Source organism: Cupriavidus sp. 291-E7, assembly GCF_057798835.1.
On sequence record NZ_JBYOJV010000002.1, the window covers coordinates 345094 to 362180 of the forward strand.

The window sequence follows — 17087 nt, forward strand, 5'->3', positions numbered from 1 at the left end:
TCCCATGCATGGGAGAGGGGAGCGGGAACGATCAGGACTGGGCTACGCTGCTGTCCGCCGCCTCACCGGGCGGCACGATATTGAAGCAGCCGCGATACGTGGCATAGAACGAGCAGTACAGGATCGCCAGCATCAGCAGCGAATACGGCGTGACCAGGAACGACAGCACGGCCTGCGCCCCGATTGCCGCAAAGACCGTTTCCAGGAACAGCGGCACCGCCACCAGCAGCACCGCGAACAGCACCGCATACGTGAAGAACGCACCGCGGTTGCGCCAGCAGGCCGTCCAGCTGAAGAACAGCGCTTTGACGGGCGGCACCTGGTGCCAGGCGGACAACAGCGGCGCGAACCAGAACATCATCGCCACCGGCGTGTACAGCACCGCGCCGATCAGCAACGCGAAATAGAGCTGCCGTACCGCCTCTGCCGTGGGTTCCTCGCCGCGCAGCACGATCGGTGCCACGGCGCCGATATCGACCACGGCGGTCGCAATCAGACTCAATGTGAATACCAGTACCGCATAGATGCTGCCCAGGATCAGCAGGTGCTTCGTGGCCAGCTTGCCGTTGGTGCGGAACCCGGCCAGCAAAATGGTTGGCAGCACGCGCTTGTTCTGGATGACCTCCCGGCATGCGGTCATGACGCCCACATACAGTCCCGGCGTGAACACCAGTAACGCGATGATGCCGAACAGCGGCACGAAGATCGCCAACTGCGCGGCAATCAGGTAGATGAATAGCAGCATCAGGAATGCAAGAGGGTTCTTGCGGAACAGCCAGATGCCCTGGCGTAGCCAGACGTAGCCTTCCTTGGCGGAAACTTCCAGTAGTTGCATGGCGAATCAGATCCAGGGGAGCGCCGCTCCATCGTCGATGCGGCGGCGCAGGATGCGTTCGAAATGGGTCGGATCGTGCGGCTGGAGCATGTCGGCCTCACGCGGCAGGTAGAAATCCCACAGCCGCGACACCCAGAAGCGCAGCGCGCCCGCACGCAGCATGTCCCGCCAGTGCGCGGCTTCCACGCCGGTCAGGGGTCTCACCGCATGATAGGCGCGCAGCATGGCCTGGGCGCGGCTCTGGTCCAGCACGCCGGTCGGCAGGTCGATGCACCAGTCGTTGACGGTCACGGCCAGGTCGAACAGCCACTTGTCGTTACCGGCAAAGTAGAAATCGAAGAAGCCGCCCAACCGGTGCTGGCCATCGATCGTTTCGAACAAGACGTTGTCCCGGAAGAGGTCGCAATGGCACGGGCCGCCTTGCAGTGCCGCGTAGTCGGCGCTGCCAAAGAAGGCGGTCTGGTGTGCGATCTCGTCGGTTAGCAGCTTGCGCTGATCCGCGTCCAGGAACGGCGTGATTTCGGGCGTGGTTTGCTGCCACCAGGCCAGGCTGCGCAGGTTTGGCTGCTGGCGCGGATAGTCCTGGCCGGCCAGGTGCATGCGCGCCAGCATCGCACCAACTTCGGCGCAGTGGTCGGCGGCCGGAGCCAGCTGCGACGCGCCCGGCAGGCGCGTGACGATGGTGGCGGGCTTGCCCTTCAGGTCGCGCAGGATCTCGCCGTCGCGCGCCGGCATCGGCGCGGGCACGCTGATGCCGTGGCGGGCCAGATGATCCATCAGGTGCAGGTAGTACGGCAGCTGGTCAAAGCGCAGCCGCTCGAAGATCGTCAACACATACTCGTGCGTGACGCCGTCCTGCTCCGTGGTCAGAAAGAAATTGCTGTTCTCGATGCCCGAGGCAATGCCGCGTAGCGCGCGCACTTCGCCAAGGTCGTATTCAAGCAGCCAGCGGGCGATCTCGTCCTGCGAGACCGTGGTAAAAACGGCCATACTGTTTAATTGGTGCGAATCGGGGGACGGCGGGCCGGCAACCATGAGGTCACCCGGCTTCGCCGCCGTGGCATTGCTGCCGGAGGGCCGGCGCGATCCTCGTCAGAACATGTGCCTGGCGAGGGTCGTGGGTCAGAAAGGCGTAAGACTAACAGGTCAGACGTCGGTACCGGTCAGAACTTCAGGTTCACCGACGGCACGCGATTCACGTCATGGTCCCGAATCCGGGGCGAGCTGTCTTCGGGTTTGCTCATTTCGTACTTCGTCCCGAAACCGGACTGCACCTGGATTTCAGTGGCGCGGCCCTTGTCGCGGTACTCGGTCACCTGGGTGCCGTCCCGCTCGCGCAGCTGGAAGCTCGGCTCGCGCGGTTGGTTCAGCTGACTCTTGGCAGCGGGAGCGATCGGCTGGTTGTTGATTTTATTGAGTTCCTGCTGCGTCAGCGCGTTGCTGGTTTCCTGTGCCAGCGCCGTGTTGGCGGCCGACAAGGTCACCACGGCGGCGACAAGCGCGAGCAGATAGCCGGGGCGGCCGATCCTGGCGGACAGATCAGCCAGCCTGGCACCCGGTTGCGAAGGGGAAATCATCTGAGGCTCCTGTGCGCGCGGGCAGATGGCCCCGCGACGCGGATTTTGCCTGTGCAGCCGGCGGCGCCGGATGTAGCAGGCGGACAGGCTTCCATTCTAGCAATTCCTGTCGTTTCCGGGCCGCTCTCGTGGCCTTGCGTCCACCCGGCGCAACTGCGGCCCGGGTGGAGCGCACGCAACTCATGCCTTACAGATAGAACATTTCTTCCTTCGGCGGAATCGGGTGGTCGCCGCCGCGCTTTTCGTAGTACTCGTAGACGGCCTCGAGCACTTCCTGCGGCTCGTCGACGATCTTCATCAGGTCCAGGTCGTGTTCCGCGATCAGGCCCATTGGCAGCAGCGTGAAGCGGAACCAGTCGAGCAGGCCCTTCCAGAACCGGCTGCCATACATCACCACCGGCACCGAGCGCGACTTGCCCGTCTGCACCAGGGTCAGCACCTCGGCCAGTTCGTCGAGCGTGCCAAAGCCGCCAGGCATGACGATGAACGCGTCGGAGTTCTTCACGAACGTGACCTTGCGCGTGAAGAAATGGCGGAAGCGCATGGCAATGTCCTGGTACGGATTGCCCTGCTGTTCGTGCGGCAGTTCGATGTTCAGGCCGACGCTGGCGGACTTGCCCGCGTGCGCGCCCTTGTTGGCGGCTTCCATGATGCCGGGGCCGCCGCCGGAGATCACCGCAAAGCCGGCGTCCGAGAACAGCCGCGCGATTTCGATGGTCTTCTGGTAGTACGGCGAGTCTTCGCGCAGCCGCGCGCTGCCATAGATCGAAACGGCCGGGCGGATCTCGGAGAGGTACTCGGTCGCCTCGATGAACTCTGCCATAATCGTGAACATTTGCCACGACGCGCGCGCCTTCTTGGCCGTGGCACGGTCTTCATCGGCCAGCGCACGCAGGCTTGGAATCATCTTGCGCGGATTCGCGCGTGCTGCCGCCGCACGGGCGGCAGCTTCCTGTTCTTCGGGGCTTTTGCCGGCTGCTGCGGCATCGGCCTTTGCGGCAATGGCGGCGGCGTGAGCCGACGCCTGTTCGGGCGGGGGATTTACCGCGTTACCGGAAATGTCGGAAACGTCCGTGTCGGCGAGAGGCGCGGCGTCTGCGCCGCCAACGGGGGCACCAGTCAATTTAGAGTCCATGGGAATGTCGGATAGTCCAAAAACACTCTTGCTCGTCGATGGATCGAGCTATCTGTATCGCGCGTATCACGCGCTGCCGGACCTGAGGAATGGCGAAGGTCTGCCCACAGGGGCAATCTACGGCATGATCAACATGTTGCGCAAGCTGCGCAACGATTACCCGGCACAGTATATCGCCTGCGTATTCGACGCCAAGGGCAAGACGTTCCGGGATGAGCTATACCCCGCATATAAGGAACACCGCCCGTCGATGCCGGAAGATCTGGCAAGGCAGATCGAGCCGATCCATGAAGCGGTGCGCGCGCTGGGCTGGCCGATCGTGGTGATCGAGGGCGTGGAAGCCGATGACGTGATCGGCACGCTGGCCTGCCAGGCCACGCAGCAGGGCGTGCGTACCGTGGTGTCCACGGGCGACAAGGACCTCGCGCAACTGGTCAATGGCAGCGTCACGCTGGTCAACACGATGAGCGGCGAAATTCTGGACCCGCCGGGCGTGCAGGCCAAGTTCGGCGTGCCGCCCGAGCGCATCGTCGACTATCTCTCTCTGATCGGCGACGCCGTGGATAACGTGCCCGGCGTGCCGAAGGTTGGGCCGAAGACCGCGGTCAAGTGGCTGACCGAATACGGCACGCTCGACAACATCATGGCGGGCGCCGACGGCATCAAGGGCGTGGTCGGCGAGAACCTGCGCAACACGCTGGACTGGCTGCCGCGTGCGCGCGAACTGGTCACGGTCAAGACCGACTGCGACCTCAGCAATGCCGTGGCCGACTTCCACGCGCTGCACGACCTGGGCGAGGACAAGGACAAGCTGATCGCGTTCTTCCAGCGCTATGGCTTCAAGACGTGGCTGCGAGAAGCCACCGGCGAAGCGCTGCCGAATGCGCGCGCCGCCGCAACCCGCGCCGCGCCCCTGCCCGCGCAGGGCGGACTGTTCGATGCCGAACCGGCGTCGGGCCAGGACCAGCCGGCCGAGGATCCGCCGCCGGCCGAGATCCGCTATGAAACGGTGACCACTGAAGCCGCGCTGGACGCATGGCTGCAGAAGCTCGTGGATGCGCCGATCGTCGCCGTCGACACGGAAACTACCTCGCTCGATCCGATGCTCGCCGAGCTGGTCGGGATTTCGGTGTCGGTGGAAGCCGGCGAGGCGGCCTACATTCCGGTGGCGCATCGCGGCCCCGATGTGGCGGGCCTGGAGAACCACGGCCAGCTCTCGCGCGAACTCGTGCTCGGCAAGTTGCGTGCATGGCTGGAGGACCCGTCGCGCCTGAAGCTCGGCCAGCATCTGAAGTACGACTCGCACGTGTTCATGAATCACGGCATCACGCTGCGCGGCATCGCGCATGACACGATGCTGGAGAGCTATGTGCTGGCGTCGTACCGCAATCACGGTATGGACAGCATGGCCGAGCGCCTGCTGAACCTGAAGACGATCACGTACGAAGAGGTCTGCGGCAAGGGTGCCAGCCAGATTGGCTTCGATCAGATCGATCTGCAGCGCGCCACGGAGTACGCCGCCGAAGACGCCGATGTGACCCTGCGCCTGCATCGCAAGATGCTGCCCCAACTGGAACGCACCGAGGGCCTGAGGTACGTCTATGAACAGATCGAGATTCCGGTGTCGGTGGTGCTGCAGAAGATCGAGCGCAATGGCGTGTTGATCGATGCCGACAAGCTGGCCGCGCAAAGCGCCGATCTGGGTCAGCGCATGATGGAAGCCGAGCGGGCCGCGCATGAGGCCGCCGGCCAGCCGTTCAATCTTGGGTCGCCGAAGCAGATTGGCGAGATCCTGTTCAATCAGATGCAGCTGCCGGTGGTGAAGAAGACGGCCAGCGGCGCGCCATCCACCGACGAGGAAGTGCTTCAGAAGCTGGCGGAAGATTATCCGTTGCCGAAGCTGCTGCTCGACTACCGGGGTCTTTCGAAGCTCAAGTCGACCTACACCGACAAGTTGCCGAAGATGGTCAATCCGCGGACCGGGCGCGTGCACACGAGCTACGGCCAGGCCACGGCGGTGACGGGCCGGCTGGCATCCACCGATCCGAACCTGCAGAACATTCCGGTGCGCACCGAAGAGGGTCGTCGTATCCGCGAAGCGTTTATCGCGGGGCCGGGCAATGTGATCGTGTCGGCCGACTATTCGCAGATCGAGTTGCGCATCATGGCCCATATTTCGGGCGACGATAATCTGCTGCGCGCATTTGCCAATGGCGAGGATATCCACCGCGCCACGGCCAGCGAGATCTTTGCCGTCGAGCGTGAAGCGGTGACGAGCGAGCAGCGCCGCTACGCCAAGGTGATCAACTTCGGCCTGATCTACGGCATGAGCGCGTTCGGCCTGGCCAGCAACCTCGGCATCGAGCGCGACGCGGCCAAGCACTATATCGACCGCTACTTCATGCGTTATCCGGGCGTGGCCAACTACATGGAAGAAACGCGCCAGAAGGCGCGCGATCAGGGCTATGTGGAAACCGTGTTCGGCCGCCGGCTCTGGCTGCCCGATATCCGCGGCGGCAATGGCCCGCGCCGCCAGGCCGCCGAGCGTGCCGCCATCAACGCGCCGATGCAGGGCACGGCCGCGGACCTGATCAAGCTGTCGATGATCGCCGTGCAGGACTGGCTGGAGACGGACAAGCTCGGGTCGCGCCAGATCATGCAGGTGCACGATGAACTGGTGCTGGAAGTGCCACAGGCCGAGTTCGATGTCGTGAAGGTCAAGCTGCCCGAGCTGATGTGCGCGGTAGCGCAACTGAATGTGCCGCTGGTGGCTGAAGTGGGCAGCGGCGCGAACTGGGAAGAAGCGCACTAGGTCGCCTTTGCCAGCACAAACGGCGGTGATCGGGCAGAGCACAGATCACCGCGTTGCCGCTGTCTCCCGCGTGATGCCGATGTATGCAAAGAAGTACTGTCTGAATCGACCGTGGAAGGCTTGCCAGCCGTGCTGCTCTGCAGCACACTGGCAGCGAACCAGCCGTTTTTTGCAGTACGAGCAGTACACAGAACATCGGCCTCGCGGTGCGAGACCACAATAGAAAGACGCCGCAGGGGCCTGCTCCGGTTTTCAAATTGAAAACATCGGGTAGACCATGAGCAACGCACAAGGCAGAGAGGAAAGCGCCCCCACTCCTATCGAGACCACTCCAGGCGATACGCGTATCAGCGCGGCACCGCAGTCGGTAAATCAACCTCACCGGATCATCGTGGTCGGTGGCGGAGCCGGCGGGCTTGAACTCGTCACGCGCCTCGGCGACAAGCTAGGCAAGTCGCGCAGGGCGCAGGTGACGCTGGTCGACCGCATGCCCACGCACATCTGGAAGCCGCTGCTGCACGAGGTGGCGGCCGGCAGCATGGATCCGAATACCCACCAGCTCGAATATGCCGCGCAGGCGCGCTGGCACCATTTCGACTTCCAGCAGGGTGAGCTGACCGGTATCGATCGCGCACGCAAGATCATCGACGTGTCCGCTTGCCTGGATCAGGACGGCACTGAACTGCTGCCGGCACGCGAACTGCCGTACGACACACTGGTGCTTGCCATCGGCTGTATCACACACTTTTTCAACGTACCGGGCGCGGCCGAACATGCGATTGCGCTGGATACGGTCGACCAGGCCGAACGCTTCCGCCGCAAGCTGATTGCGGCCTGCGTGCGCGCGCAGAATGGCAAGGGTCGTATCGGTGCGGATGGCCGCCCGCAGGTGGATGTGGCGATCATCGGTGCCGGTGCCACGGGCGTGGAGCTGTCCGCCGAGCTGCGTAACACCGCGCATGTGCTTAACGCATATGGCCTGCATCAGCTCGATCCACGCCGCGATGTGCGTATCCATGTGATCGAGGCCGGTCCACGCATCCTGCCGGCGCTGTCCGAGCGCGTCTCGGCCGAGACCACCAAGCTGCTGCGCAAGCTCGACGTCGATGTGTTCACATCGGAGCGTGTGACCGAGGTCCGGAACGACGCGGTGCTGACGGCCAGCGGCAAGCACATCGATGCCGACCTGACCGTGTGGGCCGCGGGCATCACGGCGCCGGGCGTGTTGCGCACGCTGGGCCTGCCGGTCAGCAAGATGGGGCAGCTCGTTGTAGGGCCGACGTTGCAGACGGAGACCGATCCCGACATTTTTGCCTTCGGCGATTGCGCCGCCGCCCCGTGGCCCGAGAAGCAGACCACAGTGCCGCCGCGTGCCCAGGCCGCGCACCAGCAGGCCACGTTCCTGTACGACGCGCTGCGGGCGAGACTCGACGGCAAGCCGCTGCCGAAGTTCGGCTTCAAGGACTTTGGCTCGCTGGTGTCGCTGGGGCACTTCAGCGCGGTGGGTAGCCTGATGGGTGGCCTGATCGGCGGCTCGATGTTCATCGAGGGGCTGATGGCGCGCTTCATGTACACGTCGCTGTACCGGATGCACGTGCTGGCCCTGCATGGTGCCATCGGCATGGGGCTGGATACGGTGACGCACTGGCTGCGCAGCAAGACCAGCCCGCGCGTGAAGCTGCACTGAAAAGGCCCGCATGCGGGCGATGGCTGGCGATGCGTGCGTTGCCGGCCATGTTTGCTTAGAATCGACGGCGCCGCGCTCACGTCACTTGGCTAACGCGGCGCCCCTCGATGCCAAGGAGACCCGCATGCTGAAGCCAGAAGTCGAAAGCCTCGTTCCCGGTCAATCGTTCGACCGCCGCAGTTTCGTCAAGACCGCGCTGGGTTCCGCCTTTGCGGCGGCGGTGCTGCCTGTGACGGCGCAAACCATCAAGACAGATTTCAAGGGCCTGACCGCCGGTGAAGTGACGGTGCCGTCGAACGGCTTCAACATGCCCGTGTATCGCGCCCAGCCCGAAGGCAAGAAGAACCTGCCGGTTGTGCTGGTGATCAGCGAGATCTTCGGTGTGCATGAGCATATTGCCGATGTCTGCCGCCGCTTTGCCAAGCTCGGTTACCTGGCCATTGCCCCGGAACTGTTTGCACGACAGGGGGACCCCGCAAGCTACGGCACGATTCAGGAACTGCAGGCCAATATCATCCAGAAGGTGCCTGACGCCCAGGTGATGGGCGACCTCGACGCCGCCGTGGCGTGGGCGGCGGCCAATGGCGGAGACGTGGACCGGCTTGCCATTACGGGCTTCTGCTGGGGTGGACGCATCACGTGGCTGTACTCGGCTCACAACAAGCGCGTGAAGGCGGGCGTGGCGTGGTACGGCCAACTCGTCGGCCAGCCGAATGCGCTGAAGCCGAAGAATCCGGTGGATATCGTCGGCGACCTGCACGCGCCGGTGCTGGGCCTCTATGGCGGCAAGGACACCGGCATTACGCAAGAGCACGTGGCGCAGATGAAGGCGGCACTGGCCGAATCGGCGAACCCGAACGCCAAGGCGTCGACCTTCGTGGTCTATCCCGAGGCCGGCCATGCCTTCCACGCCGACTACCGGCCCAGCTATGTGGAAGCGGCGGCCAAGGACGGTTGGCAACGCTGCCTGGCGTGGTTGAAGCAGCATCACGTTGCCTGATCGGCCCCTGGATTCACCGCTGGATTAGCCCCTATGTCCGCGCGGGTGATTGCAAAGAGGGCGCGGACGTACGTACAATGCGGACTTTCGCGTTTTTGCAACCATGTTGCGTTACTGCGCTGGCGTATAGCGTAGTCAGTCGGCGACGACTGCCCGGCTGTCGGGCAGGGGCCGGTCCGGGAGTTCATCATCCATTCCACGCTTTTGTACATTCTGCTGGCGGCGACGATTTCAGGCGTCGGCAGCATTCTTGGCGCGGCGGTGCTTTCGCTGACCGTTGCCTCGCGCGTGGTGGAGCGCATGGTGAGCTTCTCGGTTGGCGTGCTGCTGGCTACCGCGCTGCTGCATTCGTTGCCCGAGGCGTTTGAATCGGGCGCCGATCCGCGCGCGCTGTTCGGCACGCTGCTGGCGGGTCTGCTGGGCTTCTTCTTGCTCGAAAAAATCTCGCTGCTGCGCCATTCGCATCACCATGAGGGCGATGGGCATCACCATCATCACGGTCACGACCGCGAAGAAGCCGGTCGTAGCGGCCTGACGATCCTGGTGGGCGACACGTTCCACAACTTTGCCGATGGCATCGTGATTGCCGCCGCATTCCTGGCCGATCCGCATATCGGCCTGGTTACCGCGCTGGCCATCGCGGCGCACGAGATTCCGCAGGAAGTGGGCGATTTCATCGTGCTGCTGAATGCGGGTTTCTCGAAGGCGCGAGCGTTCGCGTTCAACCTGCTGTCGAGCCTGGCCGCCATTCTGGGCGGCATCGTCGGCTACTTCCTGCTGGATCAACTGACTGGCTGGATTCCGTATGTGCTGGTGATCGCGTCGAGCAGCTTCGTCTATATCGCCGTGAGCGACCTGATGCCGCAGATGCAGCGCAAGCCACGGCTCAAGGAGTCCGCGGTGCAGGTGGTGCTGGTGGCGGCGGGCATTGCGGCGATCGTCTTCATCACCAATGGTGTGCACGAGCAGCACGCGCATCGCCACTCGAAGGCGAATACGGAAGCGGCGTCAAACTGACGCCGCTTTTTTTCTTCCCACGGTTTTATCGTTACGTGCCGCTACCGGTTGCCACCGGGCGCTTCGGGTCGGCGCACCATTCGCTCCACGATCCCGGATACAGTGCCGCGTCGGTCAGACCGGCAACTTCCAGCGCCAGAAGATTGTGGCAGGCCGTCACGCCCGAGCCGCATTGCATGACCGTATCGGCCGGGGCCTTGCCGTTGAACACCTGGGCAAACTCGGCGCGTAGCTGATCGGCAGGCTTGAAGCGGCCGTCCGCGGTCAGGTTGTCCTTGAAGAAGCGATTGGCCGCGCCGGGGATGTGGCCGCCGACCGGGTCGAGCGTTTCGTTCTCGCCGCGGAAGCGGTCAGCCGCGCGGGCATCGACCACCAGCAGCGAGCGCTGATCGAGGTTATCCACCAGCGCGGCCGCGTCGACGGTGCGGACCAGCGATGCGCGGCGCGTCAGGTTGCCGCCGGATTCCGGATCGGGCGTCGTGCCTGGTTCCAGCTGCAGGCCGGCTGCCACCCACGCAGCTTTGCCACCATCGAGCACGGCCACCGCGCCGTGGCCGACCCAACGCATCAGCCACCAGAGACGGGCAGCGTACATGCTGCCCTGGGCGTCGTACGCGACTACAAAGGCATCGTCGTTGGTGCCGAGCGCGCGCAACCGTGTCACGAACAGGTCGGGGTCGGGCAGCGGGTGCCGGCCGTTGACGCCGGTCTTCGGCCCCGACAGCTCGTTGTCCAGATGCAGGTAGCTGGCGCCAGGAATATGGCCCTGCTGGTACATCTCCCGGCCAGCGGCTGGGTTGGTCAGATCGAACGAGCAGTCGATGACGATGACCTGCTTGCCCTGGTTGCGCAACGCATTGAGTTCGGTGGCGGTGATCAGCGGTGATGGCATGAAGAACCTGTCTCGGGTGAGTGGGAGTCGGTCACCAATGCTACACCGCAACGGAAGCGGGCTTTGCTTCAGACTTCGGGATGCACTTCCGCTTCGGGCGATTTCACCGGCGTGGCCGGCGTCGGGTGCTTGTCGGTATCGCGGGCGCGCGTCAGCGTGGTGGCGATGCCGCTGGCCACGATCAGCCCCATGCCCAGCCATGAGATCCAGTTGAGCTTGTCATTCCATACCAGGATGCCCCACAGGCTGGAAAACACGATCCCCGCGTACTGCAGGTTGGCGGTCAGCAGCGTATTGCCACGCTTGTAGGCGCGCGTCATCGACGTCTGCCCCAAGGTGGCCAGGATGCCGATTGCCAGCAGCAGCCCCGCGCCGTACCAGGTGTGTGTGCTGACACCGGTAATGAGCATCCAGACCAGGCCGCAGACCAGGCCCACACCCGAGAAATAGAACACGATGCGGCCTTCCGGTTCGCCAAGCTGGCCGAGCTGGCGCACTTCCACATAGGCCAGCGCCGTGAACACGCCGGAGACCAGGCCGATCATGCCGCCTGCGAGCTGGTCCTTGCCCACCGACGGTTGCAGCAGGCAGATCACGCCCGCGAACGACAGCAGAATCGCGCCGATGAGTTTCTTGTCAGCCGCGCCCGCGGTGCCCGCCAGCGCCGCGCCGGCTCCCAGAATCAGCGCGATCCAGACCGGCGACATGTAGTTGAGCGTCATGGCCGTGGCCAGCGGCAGCAGCGTGATCGACGTGAACCAGAGCAGCAGCGCGGTCACGCCGAAGATGCTGCGCTTGATATGGGTGACCATGTGCGGCGTGCGCACCGAAACCCCGTGCGACCGCAGCAGAATCCACATGATCGTCACGCCGATCAGGCTGCGGTAGAAGACGATTTCGCCCGTGGTGTACAGCTCGGACGCCAGTTTGACTCCCACCCCCATCAATGAAAATGCGAAGGCGGCAAACAACATCCAGAGCGATTGCATGGCGAAAGCGGGTGAGGGCGGGTGAAAGAGAGGCGGGACTGAAGAAAAACCGTTGATGATGCAACGATTAAGTCGGTGATTCTATCAGTGCACCGGGCGTCGCTCCAATGCAAAACGGACCGTTTTCACGGTCCGTTTCGTCTTGTCCACAGATGGCGGGCGATCACCGCACGGGGCGGCCCCGGTATTGCGAACGTTCAGCGCTTGTTGTAGCCCATCGCCTGCCGGTACCACTCGTGGAAGTGCTGCATGCCGTCTTCCATCGGCGACTGGTACGGGCCGGTTTCACTGATGCCGCGCTTCATCAGCGCCAGGCGGCCGGCATCCATGCGCTCCGCAATCTCGTCGTCCTCGATGCACGTTTCCATGTAGGCGGCGCGCTCGGCCTCGACGAATTCGCGCTCGAACAGCACGATTTCCTCGGGATAGTAGAACTCCACGACATTGCGGGTCTTGCGCGGCCCAATCGGGTGCAGCGTCGAGATGCAGAGCACGTTCGGATACCACTCCACCATGATGTTGGGGTAGTAGGTCAGCCAGATCGCGCCATGCTTCGGCAGCTTACCGTTGTTGAAGCGCAACACTTCGTCATGCCACTTCTGGTACGTCTGGCTGCCCGGGCGCTGCAGGCCCTTGTGCAGGCCGACGGTCTGCACGCTGTATTGTTCGCCGAACTCCCATTTGAGGTCGTCGCACGATACGAAGCTGCCCAGGCCGGGGTGGAAGGGCACGACGTGGTAGTCCTCCAGATAGACCTCGATAAAGGTCTTCCAGTTGTAGTCGCACTCGTGGACTTCCACATGGTCGAGCATGTAGCCGTCGAAGTTCAGGTCGTCGGCCACGCCCATGCGCGCCAGGTCGGCGCGGACGTCGCGCTCGCCTTCGAACAGCATGCCGTTCCAGTTCTGCAGCGGCGACCGGTTCAGGCGCACGCACGGTTGCTCCGCAAAATGCGGCGCACCGAGCAGTTCGCCCTGCAGGTTGTAGGTCCAGCGGTGCAGCGGGCAGACGATGTTCGTGGCGTTGCCCCGGCCATTCATCATGATGGCCTGGCGATGGCGGCAGACATTGGAAAGCAGCTCGATACCGTCCGGATTGCGCACCAGCACGCGGCCTTCGTCCTCGGCGGCCAGCGTCTGGAAGTCACCAGACTCCGGCACCATCAGCGAATGGCCGACGTAGCCGGGGCCCTTCTTGAACAGCAGTTCGAGTTCTTGTTGATGCAGCGCCTCGTCAAAGTAGACATCGACGGGCAACTGCGATTCAGCCGGCGCAAGTTTGAGCGCGGTGCTGAGATTGGACATTATCCCCACTCCCTATGAACAGGCGAAAGCAGTGAACAACCCAACCATCGAAATAGGAATCGATTTGGGAAACCGTGTCAGACGAGCGAAACCGGTACCGGTTCCCCAGTCTGGAAGGCGGGGAAATGCGTCCTGGACGCAACGGATCGGAACTCGCTGACGAGCCGGGGATTGTACCCGAGCCGAAAAATTAAGGGACTGATTTTTTTGGGTTTTTAGCGAAAAAGTCGACCCGGGTCGTCACGGAGGTGCCCCTTCGGGCGCATTCCGAAAGACGACCCGGGCGCACACGTCACTTCCCTGTTACGGAGTGCGTGTATATGCACCAGTCGCGCGGCTGTTATCCGGCAAATGAATACACTGTTCTGCGTCTTGGCCCCGGATTGGCGTAAAATCGCGAATTCCCCTGAACAAGGCCTGACATGCCAAGAACGACGACCGCCCCGGTCCAGCCAGAAGAAACGCCGGCCGCCAGCGCGCCGCCGGCTTCCTATGAGGCCGCAATGGCCGAGCTGGAGACGCTGGTGGCGAGCATGGAAAGCGGCGAACTGCCGCTGGAAGCGTCGCTGGCTGCATACCGTCGCGGCGCGGAACTCGTCCGCTACTGCCAGCAAAGCCTGGAGCGGGTGGCACAGCAGGTCAAGGTACTGGAAGGTGATGCACTGAAGCCGCTGGCCGGCGAATCACGTTCCGATAACAACAGCAACGGCGCAGAATTCGAATGAGTGATTTCGCTACCTGGATGCGGGCGCAAGGCGCCCGGACCGAGGCTGCCCTGGACGCGGCACTACCGTCCACGGACACAATTCCACACACCTTGCATGAAGCCATGCGCTATGCTGTCCTCGGCGGTGGCAAGCGGGTGCGCCCGCTGCTGGTTCACGCCGCGGGCGAAGTGGCGGGTGCGACACCCGAGGCTTGCGACGCCGCGGCGTGCGCTGTCGAGATGATTCACGCCTATTCGCTGGTCCACGACGACATGCCTTGCATGGACGACGACGACCTGCGCCGCGGCCGGCCGACGGTCCACAAGGCCTACGACGAGGCCACGGCGCTGCTGGTGGGCGATGCGCTGCAGACGCAGGCGTTCATCGTGCTGGCGCAGACGCCGGCCCTGGGCGCCGAAGCGCGCCTGAAGCTGGTGGCCGAGCTGGCCCTGGCGTCGGGGTCGGTGGGCATGTGCGGCGGGCAGGCGATCGACCTGCAGAACGTGGGTCAGGCCATGACCCGCGACGCGCTGGAAGGCATGCATCGCATGAAGACCGGCGCGCTGCTGCGTGCCAGCGTGCGTATGGGAGCGTTGTGCGGAAGCATCGACGCGGCCGGTCTGGCGGCGCTTGATCAATATGCGGCGGCCGTGGGATTGGCATTCCAGGTCGTCGACGATATTCTCGACGTCACTGCCGACACGGCAACCCTCGGCAAGACCGCCGGGAAAGATGCCGCCAACGACAAGCCGACCTATGTGTCGCTGCTTGGTCTGGATGCCGCACGCGAGCTGGCTGCCCAGCTGCGCACCGACGCCCACGAGGCGCTGGCGGGATTTGGCGCACGCGCTGGCCGGCTGGCCGAACTGGCCGACCTGATCGTGCTGCGCTCAAACTGAACTGACAAGCCGGACACAAAGAATCCGGCGGCCGAACGGACAACATGACCACCTACACTCTGCTCAACAATATCGACGACCCTGCGGACCTGCGCAAACTGGACCGTCGCCAGCTCGGCACGCTTGCCGACGAACTTCGCTCCTATGTGCTGGAATCGGTCTCGCAGACCGGCGGTCACCTGTCGTCCAACCTTGGCACGGTGGAGCTGACCATTGCGCTGCACTACGTGTTCGACACGCCCAACGACCGCGTGGTCTGGGACGTGGGTCACCAGAGCTACCCCCACAAGATTCTGACCGGCCGCCGCGACCGCATGTCGACGCTGCGCCAGTTCGGTGGTATCTCCGGCTTCCCACGGCGCTCGGAAAGCGAATACGACACCTTCGGCACCGCCCACTCGTCGACCTCGATCTCCGCGGCATTGGGCATGGCCCTCGGCGCTCGCACGATGGGGCACAAGCGCGTGGGTATCGCCGTGATCGGCGATGGCGCGATGACGGCCGGCATGGCCTTCGAAGCCATGAACAACGCCGGTGTCTACAAGGATCTGCCGCTGCTGGTGGTGCTGAACGACAACGACATGTCGATCTCCCCGCCGGTGGGCATGCTGAACAAGCATCTGGCGCGCCTGATGTCCGGCCAGTTCTACGCGGCCACGAAGAAGGGCATCGAAAAGGTGCTGTCGGTGGCGCCGCCGGTGCTGGAGTTCGCCAAGCGGCTGGAAGAACATGCCAAGGGCATGGTCGTACCGGCCACGCTGTTCGAGGAATTCGGCTTCGACTACATCGGCCCGATCGACGGTCATGATCTGGAGTCGCTGGTACCGACGCTGCAGAACATCCGCCAGCGCGCACTGGAAGGCCACGGCCCGCAGTTCCTGCACGTCGTGACCAAGAAGGGCCAGGGCTACAAGCTGGCCGAGGCCGACCCGATCCTGTACCACGGCCCGGGCAAGTTCAATCCGGCCGAAGGCATCCGTCCGTCGGCCAAGCCGTCGCGCAAGACGTACACGCAGGTGTTTGGCGAATGGCTGTGCGATATGGCCGCCGCCGACAAGCGCCTGGTCGCCGTGACGCCGGCCATGCGCGAAGGCTCGGGCATGGTGGAGTTCGAGAAGCGCTACCCGGACCGCTACTACGACGTGGGCATTGCGGAGCAGCACGCGGTGACGTTTGCCGGCGGGCTGGCCTGCGAAGGCCTGAAGCCGGTAGTGGCGATCTACTCGACGTTCCTGCAACGCGGCTACGACCAACTGATTCACGACGTGGCGCTGCAGAACCTGCCGGTCGTGTTCGCACTCGACCGCGCTGGTCTGGTGGGCGCGGACGGTGCCACGCACGCCGGTGCGTATGACATTCCGTTCCTGCGCTGCATCCCGAACATGATGGTGATGACGCCGTCGGACGAGCAGGAATGCCGCCAGTTGCTGACCACCGCGCACCAGCAGGATTGCCCGACCGCCGTGCGCTATCCGCGCGGCGCGGGCGTTGGCGTGGCGACCGAGGCGACGCTGACCGCGCTGCCGGTGGGCAAGGGCGAGATTCGCCGCGAAGGCCAGGCCCGTGCTGGCCAGCGCGTGGCGATCCTGGCCTTCGGTTCGATGCTGCATCCGGCGCTGACGGCTGCGGAATCGCTCGACGCCACCGTGGCCAACATGCGCTTCGTGAAGCCGCTCGACGTGGAACTGGTCAAGCAGCTGGCCGCAAACCACGACTACCTGGTGACCGTGGAAGAAGGCGCGACGATGGGCGGTGCTGGCAGCGCCGTGCTCGAAGCACTGGCCGAGGCTGGCATCGAGACCCCGGCGCTTGTGCTGGGCCTGCCCGACAAGTTCATCGATCATGGCGATCCGGCGTACCTGCTGTCGCTGTGCGGCCTGGATGCGGCGGGCATCGAACGCTCGGTGCGCGACCGCTTCAATCTGGCCGATCAACCGGTCAAGGTGGCAACGCGCGTGGCTTGACGCCCTGACGCCTGCAAGCTGTATCGCAAAACCGGCGCGGAATTTCCGCGCCGGTTTTGTTTTGACTGTCAGCAAATGGCAGGAACCTGCATCGCTCACGCATTGCCCGCACAAAATGCGCGGATTTATGCGGAGCTACGGCAGCTCTTTCCAATATTGCGTAGAATCGCCATTCCCATTTTCGTGTTCGCAGCTGCGGGCCGGCGCCCCCCAATAGCTTTCTGCCTGGACCCGTCGTTTCACACTCGTTGCGCGGCGTGGAGAAATCC

The 17087-nt window shown here is 64.0% G+C and carries 14 protein-coding genes; 7 read left to right on the forward strand and 7 right to left on the reverse strand.

Annotation, left to right across the window (positions count from 1 at the left end):
- Nucleotides 1-31 precede the first annotated feature (31 nt).
- The 4 genes from AC3FLX_RS04520 to AC3FLX_RS04535 form a co-directional block, all read right to left on the reverse strand.
- Nucleotides 32-835 carry a BPSS1780 family membrane protein gene (locus AC3FLX_RS04520; RefSeq protein ID WP_488694242.1) on the reverse strand — a complete coding sequence of 268 codons (804 nt, stop codon included), beginning with the start codon at nt 833-835 and terminating at the stop codon, nt 32-34.
- Between the two features lie 6 nt (nt 836-841).
- Nucleotides 842-1825, reverse strand: a complete 984-nt coding sequence (locus AC3FLX_RS04525) for a homoserine kinase (protein WP_488694244.1) — start codon at nt 1823-1825, stop codon at nt 842-844.
- A gap of 173 nt (nt 1826-1998) precedes the next feature.
- Complete coding sequence (locus AC3FLX_RS04530; protein WP_488694246.1) at nt 1999-2412, reverse strand: DUF2782 domain-containing protein; 414 nt, start codon at nt 2410-2412, stop codon at nt 1999-2001.
- Between the two features lie 187 nt (nt 2413-2599).
- Nucleotides 2600-3547: an LOG family protein gene (locus AC3FLX_RS04535; RefSeq protein WP_488694248.1), complete on the reverse strand. Its 948-nt coding sequence runs from the start codon at nt 3545-3547 to the stop codon at nt 2600-2602.
- 4 nt (nt 3548-3551) lie between these two features.
- On the opposite strand from AC3FLX_RS04535, the gene polA reads away from it, so the two are divergent.
- The 4 genes from polA to AC3FLX_RS04555 all read left to right on the forward strand — a co-directional run bounded on the left by polA (nt 3552) and on the right by AC3FLX_RS04555 (nt 10063).
- Complete coding sequence (gene polA, locus AC3FLX_RS04540; RefSeq protein ID WP_488694250.1) at nt 3552-6359, forward strand: DNA polymerase I; 2808 nt, start codon at nt 3552-3554, stop codon at nt 6357-6359.
- Between the two features lie 277 nt (nt 6360-6636).
- A complete protein-coding gene (locus AC3FLX_RS04545) occupies nt 6637-8046 on the forward strand; it encodes an NAD(P)/FAD-dependent oxidoreductase (protein WP_488694252.1) in 1410 nt (469 codons plus the stop codon).
- 124 nt (nt 8047-8170) lie between these two features.
- Nucleotides 8171-9046, forward strand: a complete 876-nt coding sequence (locus AC3FLX_RS04550) for a dienelactone hydrolase family protein (protein WP_488694254.1) — start codon at nt 8171-8173, stop codon at nt 9044-9046.
- Nucleotides 9047-9250: 204 nt separating this feature from the next.
- On the forward strand, nt 9251-10063 hold the full coding sequence (locus AC3FLX_RS04555; protein WP_488694256.1) for a ZIP family metal transporter: 813 nt from the start codon (nt 9251-9253) through the stop codon (nt 10061-10063).
- A 31-nt stretch (nt 10064-10094) separates the two neighbouring features.
- On the opposite strand, the gene AC3FLX_RS04560 is transcribed toward AC3FLX_RS04555, so the two are convergent.
- The 3 genes from AC3FLX_RS04560 to AC3FLX_RS04570 all read right to left on the reverse strand — a co-directional run bounded on the left by AC3FLX_RS04560 (nt 10095) and on the right by AC3FLX_RS04570 (nt 13248).
- A complete protein-coding gene (locus AC3FLX_RS04560; RefSeq protein WP_488694258.1) occupies nt 10095-10955 on the reverse strand; it encodes a sulfurtransferase in 861 nt (286 codons plus the stop codon).
- 68 nt (nt 10956-11023) lie between these two features.
- The gene (locus AC3FLX_RS04565; protein ID WP_488694260.1) at nt 11024-11944 is read right to left on the reverse strand and encodes a DMT family transporter; all 921 of its coding nucleotides are present in this window, start codon (nt 11942-11944) and stop codon (nt 11024-11026) included.
- 197 nt (nt 11945-12141) lie between these two features.
- Nucleotides 12142-13248, reverse strand: coding sequence for an aromatic ring-hydroxylating oxygenase subunit alpha (locus AC3FLX_RS04570; RefSeq protein WP_488694261.1), 1107 nt, complete (start codon nt 13246-13248; stop codon nt 12142-12144).
- A 422-nt stretch (nt 13249-13670) separates the two neighbouring features.
- On the opposite strand from AC3FLX_RS04570, the gene AC3FLX_RS04575 reads away from it, so the two are divergent.
- From AC3FLX_RS04575 to dxs, 3 genes are read left to right on the forward strand one after another with little or no spacing between them, the layout of a single operon-like run.
- Entirely contained in the window at nt 13671-13973 is a 303-nt protein-coding gene (locus AC3FLX_RS04575; RefSeq protein ID WP_488694263.1) for an exodeoxyribonuclease VII small subunit, read from the forward strand.
- A complete protein-coding gene (locus tag AC3FLX_RS04580) occupies nt 13970-14854 on the forward strand; it encodes a polyprenyl synthetase family protein (protein WP_488694265.1) in 885 nt (294 codons plus the stop codon). Before AC3FLX_RS04575 ends, AC3FLX_RS04580 begins: the two co-directional genes overlap by 4 nt.
- Before the next feature lie 44 nt (nt 14855-14898).
- A complete protein-coding gene (dxs, locus tag AC3FLX_RS04585; protein WP_488694267.1) occupies nt 14899-16818 on the forward strand; it encodes a 1-deoxy-D-xylulose-5-phosphate synthase in 1920 nt (639 codons plus the stop codon).
- The last annotated feature ends 269 nt before the right edge of the window (nt 16819-17087 follow it).

Bases quoted from the DNA above. Each gene is read 5' to 3' on its own strand.
- AC3FLX_RS04550 (WP_488694254.1), top strand. From the start codon at position 8,171: ATGCTGAAGCCAGAAGTCGAAAGCCTCGTTCCCGGTCAATCGTTCGAC.
- AC3FLX_RS04535 (WP_488694248.1), bottom strand. From the start codon at position 3,547: ATGGACTCTAAATTGACTGGTGCCCCCGTTGGCGGCGCAGACGCCGCG.
- AC3FLX_RS04545 (WP_488694252.1), top strand. From the start codon at position 6,637: ATGAGCAACGCACAAGGCAGAGAGGAAAGCGCCCCCACTCCTATCGAG.
- AC3FLX_RS04580 (WP_488694265.1), top strand. From the start codon at position 13,970: ATGAGTGATTTCGCTACCTGGATGCGGGCGCAAGGCGCCCGGACCGAG.
- AC3FLX_RS04575 (WP_488694263.1), top strand. From the start codon at position 13,671: ATGCCAAGAACGACGACCGCCCCGGTCCAGCCAGAAGAAACGCCGGCC.
- AC3FLX_RS04520 (WP_488694242.1), bottom strand. From the start codon at position 835: ATGCAACTACTGGAAGTTTCCGCCAAGGAAGGCTACGTCTGGCTACGC.
- AC3FLX_RS04565 (WP_488694260.1), bottom strand. From the start codon at position 11,944: ATGCAATCGCTCTGGATGTTGTTTGCCGCCTTCGCATTTTCATTGATG.
- dxs (WP_488694267.1), top strand. From the start codon at position 14,899: ATGACCACCTACACTCTGCTCAACAATATCGACGACCCTGCGGACCTG.
- AC3FLX_RS04560 (WP_488694258.1), bottom strand. From the start codon at position 10,955: ATGCCATCACCGCTGATCACCGCCACCGAACTCAATGCGTTGCGCAAC.
- polA (WP_488694250.1), top strand. From the start codon at position 3,552: ATGTCGGATAGTCCAAAAACACTCTTGCTCGTCGATGGATCGAGCTAT.
- AC3FLX_RS04570 (WP_488694261.1), bottom strand. From the start codon at position 13,248: ATGTCCAATCTCAGCACCGCGCTCAAACTTGCGCCGGCTGAATCGCAG.
- AC3FLX_RS04525 (WP_488694244.1), bottom strand. From the start codon at position 1,825: ATGGCCGTTTTTACCACGGTCTCGCAGGACGAGATCGCCCGCTGGCTG.
- AC3FLX_RS04530 (WP_488694246.1), bottom strand. From the start codon at position 2,412: ATGATTTCCCCTTCGCAACCGGGTGCCAGGCTGGCTGATCTGTCCGCC.